We start from the raw sequence: 19,500 nt of genomic DNA, 5'->3' as shown, positions 1-19,500 counted from the left end.
GTTAACCTATATATCGTTAGCTTGATTGGCGAACGCGCGACGAATTCGATCTGGTCCAGACACAGCGAACATGCGCCGCCATCAAGCGGCGCACCTCTGGTCAACCATCGATGACGCTAAAGCGAAAGTACCGTCACGTCGCCGCGAACTCCCCGATCAACCGACGGCTTCCACTCAACGCAGCCTCAACCGCTGACTCGCCCATGGCCAAGCCTTCGGCGCGAATGACGGTGACGTCCGTCAAGCCGATAAATCCGAGTGCGGCACGGAGGTAGGCTTCCTGGAAATCCATGGACTGCGCCGGCCCTTCGCTATATACCCCGCCGCGGGCGATAAACAGATACACTTTCTTCCCTGTAACCTTGCCTGCAGGGCCTGCGTCGGAATAACTGAATGTCACGCCCACCCGGATGACATGGTCGATCCAGGCCTTCAGTGTGGAACTGATCGAGAAGTTGTACATGGGCACGCCCAACACAATGATGTCGGCGCCAAGCAGTTCGGCAACCAGTGCATCGGACAACTGCACGGTCTCAGCTTGCTCCAGCGAACGCTGCTCCAGTGGCGTAAAGAATGCCCCCATCATCTGTTCGGTCAGATGCGGAACGGGAACGACTGCCAGGTCGCGCTCGATAACGATGTCGCCAGGATGTGAAGCTTTCCGTTGGCTCAGGAATTCGGCCGCCAACTGCCGGGACGTAGAGCCTGTGCTGCGAACGCTGCTGCTGATATGAAGAATAGTTGCCATGATTGATAGATCTAGAAGAGTTAAGTGCGGAATGAAATTAGCCGCTTCGAATAGCCACGCGGATAATTCGATTGATGTGGCAGAAGCGCTGGCACGCATGAATCCTATGTGCGACAGCCGTTATCGACTAGACCGTAGAAACGGATTGCACTCGTCCATGACTGGAGGTAATTCATGGTGGATCTGAACGACATTGCGTTGTTCGTCCAGGTGGTGCGTGCCGGGAGCTTTGCTGAAGCAGCACGTCGCGTGGGCATTCCGGCAAACACGGCAAGCCGGCGCGTGCAGGAACTCGAACGCGACCTCGGCATACGTCTATTGCAGCGCTCAACGCGTCGACTCACGCTGACCGACGCCGGCCAGACTTTCTTTACCCAGTGTGTCGATCAGATCGAGGCGTTGACACAATCGGCCCTCGACCTTGCCGAAGGCAGCGAGGTGCCCCGAGGAAAGGTTCGTGTCGCCGCAGTGGCTGATTTTCTCAACTGGTTTCCGGTTGCCTTTGTAGCCGAATTCCTCGCAACCTATCCCAAGGTTCAGCTTGAATTCGTTTTGAGCGACATGCGGGCAGATCTGCTTGGCGAAGGCATCGATATCGCATTCAGGGCCGGCAAGGAGATCGAGCCACATGTGGTCGCACGTCAGATTGGGTGGGGCCATTACACGCTCGTAGCAAGTCCAGCCTATATCGACGCGCGCGGCATCCCCGATTCACCTGCTGCGTTGTCGAAGCACGATTGCATTACGTGGCCGACAGGTCCGTCCGGTTTCGTAACCTGGCAACTCGAGGGTCCCGAAGGCGAGGTCGAGATTTCGGTGACCGGAAGATTCCATGCGAATAACGCGCAGGCCCATATCAATGCCGCTCTCGCCGGACTCGGTATTGCTCTGGTGCCGACAGCGATGGCCATCGCGCAGATCGACTCGGGTCGATTGCAAAGGGTACTGCCCGAGTTCGATCTGCGCGTCGGTTTCTATGCCGTCTACCTTAGCCGGCGACAGTTGCCCCGGGCCGTGAGTACTTTCATTGACTTCGTCATAAAGAAAATGCTCGATCAAGGGATGATTCCGCCTCTTCCCGTTGCCGGGCAAGGTAGCGAACAGCACTAAGCATTCCCCCTGCCGCCCACTTCACGCGAGACGCCCCGCCTCGCGCAGATGCTTGCCGATGCGTTGTATGCGCCCCTCGCCTTCGCGCAATGCCTCGGCACTCGTGTGTACGGAGTAGTGACCAAGTACCAGATCGTGCGGGTGCTTCACCGCGGAACCCAGCACGAATTCGGTGTCGACTTCGGCATGGAAGTCGATGGCCTCAGTCGACTCGTCGAAGACGGCGAGCACCCCGGAATCCAACGACTCGGGCGCGGAAAGACGCCCCTTGCCGACGGCTGCCCATGCGACGGTTTGCCCATCGGGCGGTTGAAATTGCCACCGTTCCCCCGCGCTTAATTTCACCGCCAGGTAGGTCATGGGAGAAGCTGTACGGATCGGGCTGCTTGCTGCGCCGTAGTGCCCAAGGAGCACGGCGGCCGGACCATGATGGTCGATTGCATCCGGAGACAGGTAGATGCTTTCCGCTTCTGCCAGCTCACGATCGGGCGGCAATGCAACCCACAGCTGGAAGCCGCGAACCCGTCCGGTCTCGCCGATATTACCGCCGTGCCACGCTCCGCCGCCCGCCTGCATCCATTCCATGCCTCCCTGCGGAAGCACTCCGATCTCGCCCGACGTGTCCACGTAGTTGATACTGCCCTCCTGGACCCAGGTGATGGTCGCGATACCCGAATGCGGGTGCATGTTGAAGCTATCGCTCTTCACCGGCCCCTGCGTGTCGAAGTAATCCAGAAAGACAAAAGGTCGCAGAAACTGACCGAGATCCGACGGACTCATCAAACGGGTGACCGGACCGTGCCACTGGCCCCGAGTGCTATGAACTACGGAGCGAACCGAAGTCGGTACTTTTTCGAGCGTACTCATGTTCTCTCTCCTGCGCGCGCAAGTTCGCCGTACGGGGAGCGCAGGCTATAAGCGACGAAGGCGCTGAGCAGTGCGAGGAGTGCAGCCGGAGCCGGATTGCCGCCGATAATCAACAGATGCGTCGCGAGAGCGCACACCATCGTCACGGCAAGCAGCAGTCCGCCCAAAAAGCCGGTTCGAGGAATGAGCAGCAGTACGGCACCGGCGACTTCGACAAGACCCGTGACATACCGGAACCATTGACCGAAACCGATGTGTTCGAAAATCTGGATCATCAGCGGCGCTCCGGCAAGCTTCGCGGCTCCGGCCGCACCGAATGCGAGCGCGAGAAGCAGGCGTACCGCCCACACGATTCGATTGTTGGTGGTTTTAGACAGAGCCATCAGGACTTCCTTGAGTTGATTGACACGACGGATTCATCTTTCCGATGAGCGTCATGCTACGTAGCGCGGTAACCCGCGACTAGCCGGTTAAACCGGATTTCTCTCGTCCATGAATGGATGCAATCTGTCTGCGGCTTCGTCCGGACAGTGACGGGAGTCAATGTAGGCACTCAGAGAACGTGTCCTTGGGCATCGAAATTCTCAGAAAAGCCGGCTGCGTAAATTGCGTGGTCTACGATTGCGCAACCGTAGTAGCGTTGAGCTGCGCCCCCAACTGCACGCCGTAAAACCCAGGCAACTGATGCAGGTTCGCCGGCGCCGATACATCTACCTTGAATTCCTTAAAGGCCCCTTCGAATTACGTATCACTAAGGTCACTTGCTCTCACTCAGCCATCGCCTCCCGGGCTACGCCGACGACTTCATCATCGCGACCAGCGCTTCAACCTTCACGCGGTCTATCTTGGCGTCACTAAAAAACTCAGCGACCTGCGCAGCAAGCATCGGCACACCATCGATCGCCGCCCGGTCCGCGGACGACAGGTTTGCGTCAGCCGCCAGCGCCGCACAAACGGGCTGCAGATCGGCGGCCAGCGCACTCAGACGGCATCCCTGCGGCCTGTCGATTGCTCGAAGGTCGTCACGATTTCGCGCTGCCTCGTCGAATGCCGCCAGCGCGAGCAAGCCAGCGGTCCAGATCCTGCCGTGACTCAGAAACAGCTGCGCTCCCGTCAAAAAATCCAGCCCCGCGGGCTGCAAAAACATCGGCTTGAATCCCGCAAGTCGATCCATAGCATAGAAGTTGGGAAGTGCCCGCACCGCATTCGGCGCACCCAGTGTCTGACGCAAGTCCGGGTGCCACCAGAAGTTCACCGATACTGCGACATCCGCGGCTTGCACCTGATGCCACCAGAATGCTGGCAGAAACAGCAGCTCGCCCGCATTGATCGTGAAGCGCACCGGAGATGCATCGGCGAAATCCGGGTAGCGGGCCAGATCGGGTTGCAACGCGTCGACGTGCGACAGATGCGCGGTCGCCGTGTCATGGTGATGCGGATGGAGACGCTCGCTCTCGTGTGGATCGAAGATGACGAACTGCTTGCTGCCATAGAGCTGCGCAAAAAAATTGTTCGAGTAGTCGAAGTGCAGCTGGGTAGTCGTGCGTCGACCGAACCACAAGTTAATGGCCGGCCGGGACGATGCGATCCATTCCGGAACGACCAGGTTGTCGAGCAGCTCGGGCAGCACGTCCGGAATCGACTGCTGCATCACGTAGATATGATCGCCCGCGTTTTCATCGAGCATGCGCCGCGCTGCATCGCCGAATTCGACCTCTGCCTTCTCGAACACATGCGACCTGTTGATGTCGTGAGACGCATCGAACAGATACCTCCCGTCGTGTGAGGTGCTCATCGTAACGGGCCGCGCTTTCGCTATCCGGGCAATATGCTCGGGTGCCCAGCGCTCCGCGATCTGCCAGTCGTGCAAAGCATCCGTAATGATGGTCGGTCGCCCCTGCTCGAAGAGTTCAGCGGAAAATTCGTTGCGGGTAACGCGTGCAATCATGGTGTCTCTCCTACCGGTAGTTGTTGGGTTGGGTCGCGTCATCATCGACAACAATGCGACATTCGCGATCGCCATAGCCTGCATGTGCCGCTGTCGCCCGTTTCACCAAACACCCTCCTTTATTGACTTGAAGATCTCATCCGCAACCCGGTCGGGCTGGGTACCGACGAAGTAGTGCTGGCCCTCCGGCAACACCGCCAGGGCCACCTTGTCCGACAGGCTCGACCATCCCCTGAACCGACGTGCATATCCTCGCGTCAGGGGATCATCCTGACTGACGATGCAAAGTATCGGAGCAGCGATCTTCCAATGCGTGCGGCGTCGCTCGTACTCGAAAGCTAGCCGGGTATCTCTGCGGAAATTACCCATCATGAAGGCGATGATTTCCGGATCGACTTCGCCGGCCACCCCGCCCCAGCGCTTCGTCAGCGCATGCAGTTTCCTGTCGCTGGTAAAACGCCAGGGGGCAGGAGCCGGCAGCGCGCGCAAAAGGCGCGGTAGCGGAAACGCGGCAGCAGCGGCAAAAAAGACGACTTTCCGCCCGCGCCGTTCAAGCTCATGCACCAGTTCAAGAGCAAGGAAGCTGCCCACACAGTGGCCATATACCGCGATCTCACCAGGGTCCGAAGCGAGTAGCTCGTCGGCACACGCCTGCGCCATCTGCTCGACCGACACGTAGTCTTGTGGCGCAGTGCCAAGCTCGTTGCCTGGCAGTGCAAGCGCGCGCACCGCAAGTGTCGGGTCGCGCAAACACAGCGCATCGGCGAGTGGCTTGAACACGGTGGCCGAGCCGCCGGCGTAGGGTACACACACAACCGTCAGTCGCGTCTGCGCCGCGCCGCGCGCAATCACAGGCACCAGCCCGTTCGGGCGATATTCGTCACGCGCAAGCAACGTCGCGAGCCCCGCGACCGTCAGCTGTCGATAGAAATCGATCTGCGAGATTTTCCTGTCGAACACGCTGCCCAGCCGGGTCAGCAATACCATCACCTTCAAGGAGTGACCGCCCAGATCGAAGAAATTATCGTGGCGCCCAACCTGATCGATACCTAGCAACTCCTGCCAGATGCGCGCGATCGTGGTTTCCGTCTCGCCCTGCGGTGCCTCGTAGGTCTGCGTGGTCATCGAGGACTTGTCCGGTGCCGGCAACGCACGGCGGTCCAGCTTGCCGTTCGGTGTCAACGGCAAGACATCCAGGCTGACGAATGCGCTCGGCACCATGTAATCGGCCAGTACCGCCGACAAGCGTTCGCGCAGTTCCGTCGGTGCCAGCGTCACCCCCTCGTGACTGACCACATAGCCCACCAGCCGCTTGTCGCCCGATGCGTCCTCCCGCACCAGTACCGCCGCTTCCTTCACCCCGGCGATCTGACTCAACTGCGCATCGATTTCGCCGAGTTCAATACGGAAACCGCGAATCTTCACCTGGTCGTCGTTACGCCCAAGGTATTCGATGCTGCCGTCCGCAAGCCATCGGCCCAGATCGCCAGTCCGGTACATCCGTGCCGACGGCGTCGCGCCGAACGGGTCCTGCATGAACCGCTCTGCGGTCAGGCCGGCGCGATTCAGGTAGCCGCGTGCCACACCGGCGCCACCGACGTAGATCTCGCCCGCTACGCCCACCGGTACCGGTTCACCCCGCTCATCCAGAACGTACATGCGCAAATCGGATAACTGTTTGCCGATCGGACTGCGGCCCGCGTGCCGTGCATCTTCCGCATTCAACGCCCGATAGGTCACGTGTACCGTCGTTTCGGTGATCCCATACATGTTCACCAGTTGCGTGTTCGCGTTCTGGCGACGCGCATACCACGGCTGCAGCATCGCGGGCTCCAGCGCCTCGCCACCGAAGATCACGTGGCGCAGTCGATGCGGCTGATCGCTTTCGCCTTGTGCCGCGATCAACTGACGAAACGCGCCCGGCGTCTGGTTGAGGATCGTGACGCCCTCCTCGTGCAGCAGACGGTAGAAGTCGTGCGGCGAGCGGCTCACCTGTTTGGGAACCACGACGAGGCGCCCTCCATGCAGGAGTGCCCCCCACATCTCCCATACCGAGAAGTCGAACGCAAACGAGTGAAACAGTGTCCACACGTCGTGCTCGCCGAATCCGAACTGCTGCGCGGTTGCCGCGAAAAGGCGCGGCACATTACGGTGTTCGATCATCACGCCTTTCGGCTCACCGGTGGAGCCCGACGTGTAGATGATGTAGGCCAGATGGTGCGAGCTCAGGCCCGGAACGACCGGGTTGTGGTCCGGTCCGGCGGCGAATGCGGAAGGGTCGAGTTCGATCAGCGGGACCGGGATGTCCCCAAGCACTTCCCGTACGCCTGCTTGTGCCAGCACCGCCACCGGCGCGCTGTCTGTCAGTACGTACTCGAGCCGCTCGCGCGGATAGGCGGGGTCGAGCGGCACATACGCGCCACCTGCCTTCAGGATTGCCAGGATACCCACCATCATCTCGATACCGCGCTCGGCGCACAGCGCCACGCGATCGTCCGGTGAGATACCGAACTCGCGCAGACGATGCGCTACCTGGTTGGCCTGTGCGTTCAGCTCGCCGTAGGTCAGCGATATCCCGTCGAACGTCACCGCAACAGCTGCCGGCGTGCGCGCGACCTGTGCCTCGAACAACTGGTGAACAGTGTGGTCCTGGTGCCGTGCGGCCTCCGCGGTGTTGAAGGTCTCCAGCACCAGCAGTCGTTCGTCTGCGGGAAGGACGGTCAGTGCACGCACGGCCGTGTGCGGTGCTGTTTCCAGCGCATCGAGCAGACTCTCCAGAGCAGTGCGCATATAGCCGCCCACTCGCCGCGCGTCGATCCCGGAGACCGCCTGAACCGTCAGTTCGAACTCTTCACCGAAATCGTCTACCGACAGCACCAGCGGATAGTTCGTCCGCTCATACGCTTCAAGCATCGCGATGCCCGGCCACAGATCCTGCCCTGCATGCGCCGCTGCGCGATCGCTATGCCTGTAATTCAGCAGCGCACTGAACAACGGCAAAGGCGCCGCTACGCCGCTGCAACGTTGCGCGAGCGCGAGCGATGCATGCTCGTGTTCGAGCAATGCCGCAAGCCGGACGCCCGTTTCCTTCACGGCCGCCTGCACGTCCTGCGTCCCCACGCTGACGCGCAGGGGCAAGGTATTGATGAAGAGCCCTGGCGCCCGGTCTGCTCCCGCTCCGCCCTGCATGCGCCCGAGCAATACCGTGCCGAATACCACCGTGTCGCGTCCCGACACCACCGCGAGCACACGGCCCCATGCGAGATGACACAGACTCGCCGCGCTCACGCCGAGCACCCGCGCCTGTGTACGCATGCGCTGAGCGAGCGTGCTGCCCAGCGGCAGTTTCGCCTCGGCAATGCCGCTTCCATCGCCCTGGACGTTTGTCAGTCCGAAAGGCAGCGTCGGCTCGTCCACGTCCTGCAGCATGTCGCGGAAGAACGCTTCATGCGACGCCTCGCTCACACCGAGCTTCGCCTGCGCGACATACGTGCGATACGGTATCGCAGGGGGCAGGTGCGCCGCCTCGCCGGTCAGCCACATCTGCACTTCCTTCTGCAGCACCGCCATCGCCACATGGTCCAGTACGATGTGATGGGCCATCAGCAGCGCCACCCAGCGGTCATGCACCTCGTCGTGCGCATACGCAAGCCGTATCAGCGGTGCCTCGCGGATCTCCAGCTTTGTGTGAGCCGTATCGAAGCGCGCCTGCAATTGCTGCGCAATGTCTCCTTCGCGCGGGTTCAAAACGATTTCGTCGAGACCCAGTGGCGCTTCACGCCAAACCACCTGCACCGGCGCATCGAGTCCATCCCACGCAACCGACGTCCTCAGGATGTCGTGCCGCGCGATCACGGCTTGTAGCGCCGCGGCAAAACCGTCCAGATGCGTGCGGCTCTGCATGCTGAACACTGCGTGCAGCACATACGGATCGCCCTGCGCCGTCGACAGATGGTGATACAGGATCCCTTCCTGCAACGGCGCAAGCGGGTAGATGTCCTGCACGTTGGCGGCGCCACCCGGCACGCCCGCGACGATCCTGTCGATCTGCTTCTGCGTCAGACTTAGCAGCGGCAGCATCTGCGGTTCGATCGCCGTGCAACCCGCGGCGATCAGGTTCGGCGGTACGACCACCTCGACCGGTTCGCTCACGGTGCCAGCCAGTGCCGCGACCGTCGGTTTTCCGAACAGCACGCGAACATTTGTCTGGAAACCCACCTGACGTAGTCGCTCGATCAGCGTGACCGCCAGCAGCGAGTGGCCGCCGAGTTCGAAGAAGTTGTCGTGCCGCCCGACGCGTTGCAGACCGAGCAGGTCCTGCCAGATTCCGGCAATCGTGGATTCGAGCGGCCCAACGGGTGCAGCGTATTCATGGCTTATCACCGCGCTGTCGTCGGGCGCGGGTAGCGCGTGACGGTCGAGCTTGCCGTTCGGTGTGAGCGGGAACGCCGCGAGACCGACGAATGCGCCAGGCACCATGTACTCGGGCAGCACACTGGCGAGCTGTTCGCGCACCGCGGCGATGTCCAGTACCGCTGGCTCTTGAGGAATCAGATACGCCACCAGGCGCTGGTTGCCCGGGGTGTCCTCGCGCGCGATGACAGCGGCGTCGCGCACCTGGGGCAAGGCGGCGAGCCGGGCCTCGATCTCGCCGAGCTCAATACGAAAGCCGCGGATCTTCACCTGGAAGTCGTTGCGCCCCAGGAACTCGATGTTGCCATCGGGTAGCCAGCGCCCGAGATCGCCGGTCCGGTACAGGCGCGCACCTGAGTGCGAGCTGAAGGGGTCACGCACAAAACGGGTGGCGGTGAGTTCGGGGCGGTTCAGATAGCCCCGCGCGACGCCTGCCCCGCCGATGTACAGCTCACCTGCCACGCCAATCGGAACCGGATTGCCGTGGGCATCCAGAATATAGATCTGCGTGTTCGCAATCGGGCGGCCTATCGGAACAATGCCGGTCTGTACCGATGGATGGGGATGGATTGCAGCGCAAACAGTCGACTCTGTCGGCCCATATGCATTGAAAATGCTGGCGCGATCCTTTTCGAAAGATGCGAGTGAATCAAGCCTGAGTGCTTCCCCCGCCGCAATATAGGTGATACCGGGTGCGGCTGATTCTTTTGACAGAAGGCGGAGAACAGATGGCGGCAAGGTGATATGCGTAATCGCGTAGCGACGCAGGGTATCTCGCAAGGGTGCCCCGGGCATGAGTTCATTGCGCGATGCCAGGCACAACGCCGCTCCGCTGCACAACGCCATGGCGATCTCGGACAAGCTCGCGTCGAAACTAAAGGACGAAAACTGCAGGACGCGACTATCTTGCTGTACGTTGAAAACGTTAGTCTGCGCGGTTACCAGATTGATGACGCCAGCATGTTCGACCATCACGCCCTTGGGGGTGCCGGTAGAGCCGGAGGTATAGATGACGTAGGCGAGGTGATGCGACTTCAGGCCGAGCCCTGCAGGCTCGAGGTTATGCTCCGGTTCGGTGTCCAGCGCGGGAGTGTCGAGCAGGATCACGGGGGCAGTGACGGAAGGCAGTGCCGGAAGCAGCGCGCTTTGTGTGAGCAGCGCGACCGGTGAACTGTCCTGCAGCATGAAGGCCAGCCGCCCGGCGGGATAGTCCGGGTCCAGCGGCACGTAGGCACCCCCGGCCTTGAGAATACCCAGCAGCCCCACGACCATCTCGAAGCCTCGCTCCACGCAGATGGCCACGCGCTGATCGGGCCGCAGGCCGAGCGCATGGAGGCGGTGTGCGAGCCGGTTGGCGCGTATGTTCAGTTCGGCATAGGTGAGCGACGCATCTTCGTAGACGAGCGCCACGGCATGCGGGGTCGCCTGCACCTGGGCTTCGAACAGCTGATGGATGAGCGCCTCGCGCGGGTACTCGGCGTGCGTAGCGTTGAACTGCACCAGCACCTGCTCGCGTTCGGCTTCGGGCAATACAGTGATATGTCCGACCGGCTCCGACGAGCCTGCCACCAGGGCCTGCAGCAACCCCTCAAGAGCTTGCACCAGGTAGGCGGTGATGCGGGTCGCGACAATACCGCGCACGCACTGGGCAGTGAGTGAGAAATCCGCGCCCAGGTCATCCACCGACAATGCCAGGGGATAGTTGCTCCGCTCCTCGCTGCCAAGAATCCGGATACCCTCCCAGGCAAGAGTACCGGCAGCTTCTGTCATTCCAGGTGCGCTGTGCCGGTAGTTGAGTAGCGCGGTAAATAGCGGCATGGATGGCGGCACCGCGCTGCAGCGCTGCGCCAGCGTCAGCGATGCCTGCTCGTGCACGAGCAATTCGCCAAGCCGCGTATGGGTATCGAGTATGGTCTGTCGTGCAGTGGTATTGCCTAGCGAGATCCGTACCGGCAGGGTGTTGATGAACATGCCCAGCACGCGGTCGGCACCTGCCGAGCCCTGCAAACGTCCGGACAGCACCGTACCGAAGACCACGTCGTCGCGCCCGGTGCAGCATCCCAGCACCTGGGCCCACGCAACATGGAACAGCACGGCGGGCGTCACCCCCAGTTGCCGCGCGTTCTCGCGGATGCGCCGGGCCAGTTCCGGATCGAGTAACAACCGCGCCTCGTCAAGCTCGCTGCCATCGCCGTGGGTGTTCAGGAAACCAAAGGGTATGGTGGGTTCTTCAATATCGCCGAGTTGTTCACGGAAATACGCCTCATGCTCGCCTCGCGCAATCGCTCCAGCCTGGGCGATAAAGTTGCGATAGGGCAATGGCGTGGGCAACTGCTGGCGCCGCTCCTGAAGCACGGCCTGCACCTCGCTGACCAGCAGCTCCACTGTCAGGTGATCGCAGACCAGATGATGATTGAGCAGCGCAAGCAGCCATTCCCCAGAGTGCAGATCGCACACCGCATAGGCAGCCAGCAGCGGAGCGCGTCGCAAGTCCAGGCGTAGATGTCGGGGGTCCGTGTGCTTGCGCAGTGCTTCGAGTACATCGCTGGCTGCGCTTAGATCGAGCTCTTCGACCGGCAGGGGAGCGTGGCGATGCACAACCTGTACGGGCTCGGGTAGCTCGTTCCAGTAAGCGGCACTGCGCAGAATATCGTGACGATCGACAACCTCCTGCAGGGCATCCACGAATCTGTCCAGGCGTGCACGACTATCGAAGGCCAGGATCGAGCGCATGATGTAAGCATCGCCCTCGCTCTCGAGCAAATGGTGGAACAGGATGCCCTGCTGCAACGGACCCAGCGGATAGATATCCTGGATGTTGGATGCTCCCTGCGGCACCTGCTCCACAATCCGGTCGATCTGTTCCTGGCTGAGCTGGACCAGTGGCAGCATGGCCGGAGTAATGGCGGTGCTGCCTTGCGGGATGAGATTGTCGGGGACCAGAAAGACCGGTGCGGGACGGTTGCGTCCGATCAGGCTGGCCAGCGTGGCCACTGAAGAGGTGGTAAATACCGAGCGCACATCCGTATTGATGTCCTGCTGGCGCAATCGCTCGATCAGCGTCACCGCCAGCAGCGAGTGGCCGCCGAGTTCGAAGAAGTTGTCGTGCCGCCCGACGCGTTGCAGACCGAGCAGGTCCTGCCAGATTCCGGCAATGATGGATTCGAGCGGCCCCACGGGGGCAGCGTAGACGTGGCTGATCACCGCGCTGTCGTCGGGCGCGGGTAGCGCGTGACGGTCGAGCTTGCCGTTCGGTGTGAGCGGGAACGCCGCGAGACCGACGAATGCGCCAGGCACCATGTACTCAGGCAGCACACTGGCGAGCTGTTCGCGCACAACGCCGATATCCAGTACCGCAGGCTCTTGGGGAATCAGGTACGCCACCAGGCGCTGGTTGCCCGAAGTGTCCTCGCGCGCGATGACAGTGGCGTCGCGCACCTGGGGCAAGGCGGCGAGCCGGGCCTCGATCTCGCCGAGCTCAATACGAAAGCCGCGGATCTTCACCTGGAAGTCGTTGCGCCCCAGGAACTCGATGTCGCCATCGGGTAGCCAGCGCCCGAGGTCACCGGTCCGGTACAGGCGTGCACCGGAGTGGGAGCTGAAGGGGTCACGCACAAAGCGGGTGGCGGTGAGTTCCGGGCGGTTCAGGTAGCCGCGCGCCACCTGTACCCCGCCGATATGGATTTCTCCCGCCACGCCGATCGGAACAGGATTGCCGTGGGCATCCAGGATATAGATCTGCGTGTTCGCAACCGGCCGGCCAATTGGAACGATGCCGGCATAGATTCCCGGGCGGCAATGCCAGGCGGTGACGTCAACGGCTGCTTCCGTCGGGCCGTACAGATTATGCAGTTCGACCCCGGGAAGCACTTCCGCGGTACGCAGTTGCAAGGTAGAAGATAGCGCTTCGCCACTGGCGAGCAGGCACCGCAGCGGGAAGTCGCGACCCACACGGACCTGTGCCAGGAACAGCTGCAGCATCGAAGGGACAAAGTGGGCGATGCTAATACCTCGCGCCTGGATAAGCCCGGCAAGGTATTGGGAATCCTTGTGTCCATGCGGTTTGGCGAGCACCAGTTGGGCGCCCGAGAGCAACGGAAGGAAGACCTCCCAGACAGAAACGTCAAAGCTTAGTGAGGTCTTCTGAAGAACCCGATCCTGCGGGCCGACGGCGTACTCGCCGCGTGCCCAGTGCAACCGGTTGACAACGCCACCATGCTCGTTCATCACGCCCTTGGGGGTGCCGGTAGAGCCGGAGGTATAGATGACGTAGGCGAGATGATGTGGGTTGAGACCGAGCTCTGCAGGCTCGAGGTTGTGCTCCGGTTCGGTCTCCAGCACCGGAGTGTCGAGCAGGATCACGGGGGCGGTAACGCGAGGCAGTGTCGGGAGCTGCGCGCTTTGTGTAAGCAGCGCCACCGGTGAGCAGTCCTCCAGCATGAAGGCCAGCCGCCCGGCGGGATAGTCCGGGTCCAGCGGCACGTAGGCACCCCCAGCCTTGAGAATACCCAGCAGCCCCACCACCATCTCGAAGCCTCGCTCCACGCAGATGGCCACGCGCTGATCGGGCTGCACGCCGAGCGCATGGAGGCGGTGCGCGAGGCGGTTGGCGCGTGCGTTCAGTTCGGCGTAGGTAAGCGACGCATCTTCGTAGACGAGAGCCACGGCATGCGGGGTAGCCTGGACCTGGGCTTCGAACAGCTGATGGATGAGCGCCTCGCGCGGATACTCGGCCTGCGTAGCGTTGAACTGCACCAGCACCTGCTCACGTTCGGCTTCATTCAACAGGGGCAATCGATCTACCGGTATCTCCGGATTCCTTAATCCTGCCTCCAGGATGCGGGATACGCCTCTAAAAAGATCCCTTATCTGGACTTCCTCGAAATACTTTAGATCGAACGCTATATTTATCTTGACCCTGTCGGCGCCGGCCATCTCCTCCACTGCGGAAATAGCTAGCGGCGTTTCCGCTATCAGGTTTGGGAATCTGATGAATTGAGCAGACGCACCATCAAAATTCAGACCCTCGCCTCGATGCTCATAAGAAAAAATGACATCGTAGATTTTTCTGAGTCGAGATCCCGGGAGATGTATTTTTTTATAAAACTGGTCTGCAGAGAATTTTCTGAATTTATAATCTTCACGCAGAATTTCTTTTACGCAGGAAATTACATGCAAAAAAGAAGCTTCCGGGGAAATATTGAATCTTGAAGGAATCAGATTTAAAAACAGTCCAATCGCCGAGGACTTCTCGCTACCCCATCGATCGACGACCGGAATTCCCAGAACAATATCTGACTTTTTATTTGTTATGGATAGATATACATAAAACGCAGCCAGTATGATATTGTATTTTGAGTGTTTATGATCTTGAGAGAAATTTTCTACCTGAGAAAAAATATTCTCCTCTATGATAAAACTTAACGAATCGTACCCGGATCTGATTTTATCCGAGTTACTGGCGACTCCAAAAAATGCTTCCGGAGGGGTGGCGTATTTATTAATCCAGTATTTTTGATTATTCAAAAATTCCGCAGTCTTGGTGAAATTATCTTCCTGCGCTGTAAAATTTAAAAAAGAAGAAGCTACAGCAGAGTGCGGGCGATTATTATACTCGTTACAGAGATCTCTCGCTATCACACCCATAGACCACCCATCACTAATTAAATGATGGATACGGAGCACAAGATAGAACAAATCACTCTTTATTTTTAATAATGTAACGTCCAGCAACGGCCAGTCGAACCAGAATATCTTGGTTCGCAATTTCCTGTTAACCCATTCAATAGCTTCACTTTCAGGGTTTGATGCCTGCGTAAAATCGAGCATCGACATGGGGATGTTCGTGCTAGATGAGATCTCTTGCCGGGGTAGCGGATGTTCTGATGTGGGCGGTAATATACGAATACGCAGCGCATCATGGCGCATGACGATTTTATCGAAAGCCTTGCTCAATCGATCCGCTTCCACTACACCTTCAATGCGTAAATGACCGCCGATTGTATACGCCAAAGACTCATTATTAATTTCCTCGTCAAGCCATATATCTCTTTGAGCTGATGAGAGTGGATATATGGCAGATCCGATTTTTTGATCGATGTAATTCATAAAAATCTCTCAATTTGGGATTGCCGATACCCTGCGCAATCCATTCCTGTACAGGGGCGCGCCCTTGTTTATCAAAGTCGCATAAGAAGCATCAAAATTCGGTCCTTCGTCCGGATGGGACATGCCACGCAAAAGGCATAATCTGTTCTAGCGAATCATTCGGGATCGCGAACGGCAAGATTTGACTTGTTTTGTGACGTTTGTCCGGCAAACGACTGACTATTCTCGTGACCTTCGACGATGTGGTGACACGCGTTCTCATGCAATGCCCAGAGAACCATCGTACTGCATCGGTTCAGCAGGCGATGTCAGATGTTTCTGGGACAAACATCACGAGGCAAGCCAGATTTAGTGCGCATCAATGTCAAATGAATCTGATGCCGGATGACTCGCTAGAACACGTTATGCAGATTTTGCGAAGCCGCTCACCCACGCCGAACGACAACCGCTCCGTTACCTGGTAACGATTCATGGCCATGTTCATATATCGGACGAGCACGCGTCGTCATTTCGATTACCTGCCACGTAATTGATGATTCGAGGCATGTCGATAAACTAGCCAGCATCTACTGCGGGTAGATATTCCCTGGATATCCGGGGCGACGAAGCACGGAATTGTTTTCGGTAGTCTTAACGCGCCTTAACTCCGCATCATGTAACGAAGCCGGGCCTCGATCATCTCAGGAAGCCGCGACATCGCGTTGTCGGGTCGCGGCCATCATCCCAAGCGCAATGAACGTCAGTATCAAGACGACTTGCGTGATCGCGAACGATGGAACAGCAAACGCTGCAGCAAGCTGCTCCACCCGCAGCGGCGGGTGGGCAAGCGAAGGAGTCACTTGCCTGAGTGTCGGCAAGAACTGGAACGCCGCGACCACGCCGGCAAACACATTCAGATAGAGAGCCGCGACGCTGCTCGCGAGATATGCGGGCTTCCATATCCCCACCAAACCGCGCATGTAGATTGCGAATAACGCGAGCGTCAGCAAAGGAAGCGAGATCACGGCGAGCACATCGGCGGGTCCGAAAGACGCAGAAGGAATCGCCAGGCCACTGGCACTGGCACTGGTGAACACTGTGGTGGCAAGAGACAGTGCTGTCCAGCGGGGAAGTCTGGTTCTGCAAGCCATGCCCACCAGCGCAACCACACCAGAGACTATTCCAGTGAGACTGACTGCAACGTGCACGGCACCCAATGTCGAGATTGACATGTCACGGACTCCAGAATGAACTACCCCACAGCAGGCTGTGGGGAATCTCAAAGCAGCACGATTAACTTGAAGAAAACGAGAGAACTCCAGGGAGAGAACGACCAGCCGGAGCCGGCCGTTTGCTGACCTCAGGGCTGCCACGCGTGCGACTGGAAGACCTCTTCCAGCGGTGACTGCGTGACGCTCGCCGTGTAGTTCGTCATGGTCGATGAGAGCCATGACACAACACAGAAATCCTGGCGAGGGGTGTCAAGCTCAACAATTACATGTGAGGTAATAGACGTGCGATAGCGTCTACCCCAAACGTAGGCTTTGAAGGAACACATACACCGGGAAGATCCCTCCACGTTTTCGATCCGATCGACTTTCAGACGTCGAGACTTTCTGGTGCCAAATTGACAAAGCCATGGCGTCGGATACGATGAGCCCGACGAAGGAGTGAAGGGTTTCATGCTGGCACTGCGCTATCCAATCGTTGCCGATGCGGAACGCATTTTTGCTGACCTCACCAAGGGCGGCAAGGTCACCATGCCGTTGCAAAGAACCTTCTGGGCCGAGTCGTTTGGCATGGCGGTCGATCGCTTCGGTACCTCGTGGTCAGGCAACGGTGTGCCGGTCGCGCGCGAAGCGCTGTGCAAATAATCGTAGGCGTCACACACAAAACGTAGGAGCAACTGCATGACCCACAATATAGAGGGCCGTAAGCGCTGGCTCGCGCTCATCGTGCTCTGTCTCGGCGTGCTGATGATCGTGCTCGACACGACCATCGTCAATGTCGCACTGCCGTCGATCGCGGCCGATCTCGGCTTCTCCGAGACCTCGCTCGTGTGGGTTGTGAATGCGTACATGCTGACGTTTGGTGGCTTTCTGCTGCTCGGTGGGCGCCTCGGCGATCTGTACGGGCATCGCAGGCTGTTTCTCGGCGGCATCGTGTTGTTTACGGTTGCGTCGCTTGCATGTGGACTTTCGAACTCGCAGGTGCTGCTGGTCTGTGCGCGCGCTGTGCAGGGGTTGGGTGGTGCGGTGGTGTCGGCGGTGTCGCTGTCGTTGATCATGAATCTGTTCACCGAACCCGGCGAGCGTGCGAAAGCGATGGGTGTCTACGGCTTCGTGTGCGCGGGCGGCGGCAGCATCGGTGTGCTGCTCGGCGGACTGCTGACCAACGTGCTCAACTGGCACTGGATCTTCCTCGTCAATCTGCCTATCGGCATTGCGGTCTACGCGCTGTGTATCGGCCTGTTGCCCGACGGCCGCGGCCATGCGGAAGGTGAAAAGCTCGACGTGGCCGGTGCCGCAACCGTGACGGTGTCGCTGATGCTCGCGGTCTATGCGATCGTCAACGGCAACGAGGCAGGCTGGACCTCTGCACAGACGCTCGGACTGCTGGCCGTCGCTGTCGTGCTGTTTGCTGCGTTCCTGTTGATCGAGGCACGCGTACAGCATCCGCTGATGCCGCTCGGCCTGTTTCGTACGCGCAACGTTGCGGTGACCAATGTGGGCGCTGTGCTATGGGCCGCAGCGATGTTCGCGTGGTTCTTCATTTCTGCGTTGTATCTGCAGCGCGTACTCGGTTACCGGCCGATGCAGGTCGGCCTCGCCTTCCTTCCGGCCAACGTGATCATGGCGCTTTTCTCGCTGGGTCTGTCAGCAAAACTCGTGATGCGCTTCGGTATCCGGATACCGCTCGCCGTTGGGCTCGGTATCGCTGCCGTGGGTCTGTTGCTATTTGCTCGCGCACCGCTCGATGGACAGTTCGTTGTCGATGTCTTGCCAGGCATGCTCCTCCTCGGCTTCGGTGCCGGCGTTGCGTTCAACCCGATGCTGCTCGCCGCCATGAGCGACGTGGAGCCGGGCGAGTCGGGTCTTGCTTCGGGTATGGTCAACACCTCGTTCATGATGGGCGGCGCACTCGGTCTCGCCGTGCTCGCGAGTCTCGCTGCTGCGCGCAGTGAGACGCTCGCAGCAGCGCACGTGCAGGAAGCGGCCGCGCTAAACGGCGGTTATCACGTGGCGTTTGTGTTCGGCGCGGCGTTTGCCGCGCTCGCGGCACTGGTAGGTGGGCTCTTTCTGCGCGTCGGCACACACGCAGGCGCACCCGACGCCGCGCACGGTGCGCGGACCGGTGAAACCAGTTCGGCTACCGGCAATACCTGATGTGCGAGGCAAAGCATTTCGCGTGAGCTTCATCTGAGTACGCGCGCGATTAACCCTGCCACCCGCCACATTGTAGGCTCTCAGAAAAGCTGTCATCGGAGCCTCATACAAATCAATGACCTGGACACCTTTTCTAAAACGACCGCATGCCGCTCGTCTCAGAGAAAGTGTCCTTGGGCATTGAAATTCTCAGAAAAGCTGGTTGTGTAAGTTGTGTGGCCGGCGATCACGCAACAGTAGTAGCGTTGAGGTTCGCCCCCAACTGCACGCCGCAAGAATGTAGGCAATTGATGCAGGTTCGCCGGCGCCGATACATCTGCCCCGGATTCCTTGAAAGCCCCTTCGAGCGTCGATGCAGGCCAGGGGATGCAGAAAAGGGGCTAGAAAACCGCGAGTGAGCCAGAGCGCGGGCCGTGTAACGACGAAATGTGTGAGGACACGATGGCAAAGGCACACGACTCTGGCAAGACACCACTATCAGCTCAGGACGAGGTACCGGCAGAAGTAATGGAGGCGCTAGTCGCGCTGGTCCAGCGGATGGTTGCAGAGTCTGGCGATCCGATCGGATTTGACGCCAGACAGTGGCTGAACCGATGGCTGCGTGGACCCGTTCCGGCACTCGGTGGGCGTTTGCCTGTCGAATTTCTTCATACGCCGGACGGGGTTGTTCAGATAACTCGCATTCTCGCAAGCATGCAAACCGGAGCCTATCAATAGAAATGCGAACCGCTCCGGGAACCATGGAGGCCGGTCAGTTTAGGTTCATGCAGGAGCAACAGCGACATTGCGTAGTTGCTGACAGTACTTGCCTCAACTTCGGCGTGCTGCATATGGCCGGCCGGTTGCATCAGTGATGGTGATTGCACCACATTGCCCATTCCAGCATGGCCGGTTCGACGGAGTTACGTGCTTTCCAAGGGAGTCGTCAACGAATCAGCACC

The 19,500-nt window shown here is 59.5% G+C and carries 10 protein-coding genes; 4 read left to right on the top strand and 6 right to left on the bottom strand.

What is annotated here, in order from left to right:
• Positions 1-133: 133 nt before the first annotated feature.
• A complete protein-coding gene (locus tag M0D65_RS16110; RefSeq protein WP_266253579.1) occupies positions 134-748 on the bottom strand; it encodes an FMN-dependent NADH-azoreductase in 615 nt (204 codons plus the stop codon).
• 174 nt (positions 749-922) lie between these two features.
• Here M0D65_RS16110 and M0D65_RS16105 point away from each other — a divergent pair, with 174 nt between their 5' ends.
• Positions 923-1,858, top strand: coding sequence for a LysR family transcriptional regulator (locus M0D65_RS16105; protein ID WP_266253578.1), 936 nt, complete (start codon positions 923-925; stop codon positions 1,856-1,858).
• 21 nt (positions 1,859-1,879) lie between these two features.
• On the opposite strand, the gene M0D65_RS16100 is transcribed toward M0D65_RS16105, so the two are convergent.
• The 5 genes from M0D65_RS16100 to M0D65_RS16080 all read right to left on the bottom strand — a co-directional run bounded on the left by M0D65_RS16100 (position 1,880) and on the right by M0D65_RS16080 (position 16,405).
• Entirely contained in the window at positions 1,880-2,725 is an 846-nt protein-coding gene (locus M0D65_RS16100) for a pirin family protein (RefSeq protein WP_266253577.1), read from the bottom strand.
• Positions 2,722-3,108, bottom strand: coding sequence for a DoxX family protein (locus M0D65_RS16095; protein WP_266253576.1), 387 nt, complete (start codon positions 3,106-3,108; stop codon positions 2,722-2,724). The genes M0D65_RS16100 and M0D65_RS16095 overlap by 4 nt, the downstream gene beginning before the upstream one ends.
• Before the next feature lie 407 nt (positions 3,109-3,515).
• Positions 3,516-4,673, bottom strand: coding sequence for a cupin-like domain-containing protein (locus M0D65_RS16090; protein ID WP_266253575.1), 1,158 nt, complete (start codon positions 4,671-4,673; stop codon positions 3,516-3,518).
• Between the two features lie 102 nt (positions 4,674-4,775).
• Positions 4,776-15,194: a non-ribosomal peptide synthetase gene (locus M0D65_RS16085; RefSeq protein WP_266253574.1), complete on the bottom strand. Its 10,419-nt coding sequence runs from the start codon at positions 15,192-15,194 to the stop codon at positions 4,776-4,778.
• 680 nt (positions 15,195-15,874) lie between these two features.
• Entirely contained in the window at positions 15,875-16,405 is a 531-nt protein-coding gene (locus M0D65_RS16080) for a hypothetical protein (RefSeq protein WP_266253573.1), read from the bottom strand.
• Between the two features lie 450 nt (positions 16,406-16,855).
• On the opposite strand from M0D65_RS16080, the gene M0D65_RS16075 reads away from it, so the two are divergent.
• The 3 genes from M0D65_RS16075 to M0D65_RS33130 all read left to right on the top strand — a co-directional run bounded on the left by M0D65_RS16075 (position 16,856) and on the right by M0D65_RS33130 (position 19,276).
• A complete protein-coding gene (locus tag M0D65_RS16075) occupies positions 16,856-17,047 on the top strand; it encodes a hypothetical protein (RefSeq protein WP_266253572.1) in 192 nt (63 codons plus the stop codon).
• A gap of 36 nt (positions 17,048-17,083) precedes the next feature.
• The gene (locus tag M0D65_RS16070) at positions 17,084-18,559 is read left to right on the top strand and encodes a DHA2 family efflux MFS transporter permease subunit (protein WP_266253571.1); all 1,476 of its coding nucleotides are present in this window, start codon (positions 17,084-17,086) and stop codon (positions 18,557-18,559) included.
• Between the two features lie 426 nt (positions 18,560-18,985).
• Positions 18,986-19,276 carry an MbcA/ParS/Xre antitoxin family protein gene (locus M0D65_RS33130; protein WP_308076669.1) on the top strand — a complete coding sequence of 97 codons (291 nt, stop codon included), beginning with the start codon at positions 18,986-18,988 and terminating at the stop codon, positions 19,274-19,276.
• Positions 19,277-19,500: the final 224 nt, after the last annotated feature.

Source organism: Paraburkholderia sp. CHISQ3 (genome assembly GCF_030464945.1).
In the GTDB taxonomy this organism is placed as follows: domain Bacteria; phylum Pseudomonadota; class Gammaproteobacteria; order Burkholderiales; family Burkholderiaceae; genus Paraburkholderia; species Paraburkholderia megapolitana.
Note: the sequence above shows the minus strand (reverse complement) of the source record. Positions and strands in the feature narration are given on the sequence as shown.

Bases quoted from the DNA above. Each gene is read 5' to 3' on its own strand.
- M0D65_RS33130 (WP_308076669.1), top strand. From the start codon at position 18,986: ATGTGTGAGGACACGATGGCAAAGGCACACGACTCTGGCAAGACACCA.
- M0D65_RS16095 (WP_266253576.1), bottom strand. From the start codon at position 3,108: ATGGCTCTGTCTAAAACCACCAACAATCGAATCGTGTGGGCGGTACGC.
- M0D65_RS16085 (WP_266253574.1), bottom strand. From the start codon at position 15,194: ATGAATTACATCGATCAAAAAATCGGATCTGCCATATATCCACTCTCA.
- M0D65_RS16110 (WP_266253579.1), bottom strand. From the start codon at position 748: ATGGCAACTATTCTTCATATCAGCAGCAGCGTTCGCAGCACAGGCTCT.
- M0D65_RS16100 (WP_266253577.1), bottom strand. From the start codon at position 2,725: ATGAGTACGCTCGAAAAAGTACCGACTTCGGTTCGCTCCGTAGTTCAT.
- M0D65_RS16075 (WP_266253572.1), top strand. From the start codon at position 16,856: ATGCTGGCACTGCGCTATCCAATCGTTGCCGATGCGGAACGCATTTTT.
- M0D65_RS16105 (WP_266253578.1), top strand. From the start codon at position 923: ATGGTGGATCTGAACGACATTGCGTTGTTCGTCCAGGTGGTGCGTGCC.
- M0D65_RS16080 (WP_266253573.1), bottom strand. From the start codon at position 16,405: ATGTCAATCTCGACATTGGGTGCCGTGCACGTTGCAGTCAGTCTCACT.
- M0D65_RS16090 (WP_266253575.1), bottom strand. From the start codon at position 4,673: ATGATTGCACGCGTTACCCGCAACGAATTTTCCGCTGAACTCTTCGAG.
- M0D65_RS16070 (WP_266253571.1), top strand. From the start codon at position 17,084: ATGACCCACAATATAGAGGGCCGTAAGCGCTGGCTCGCGCTCATCGTG.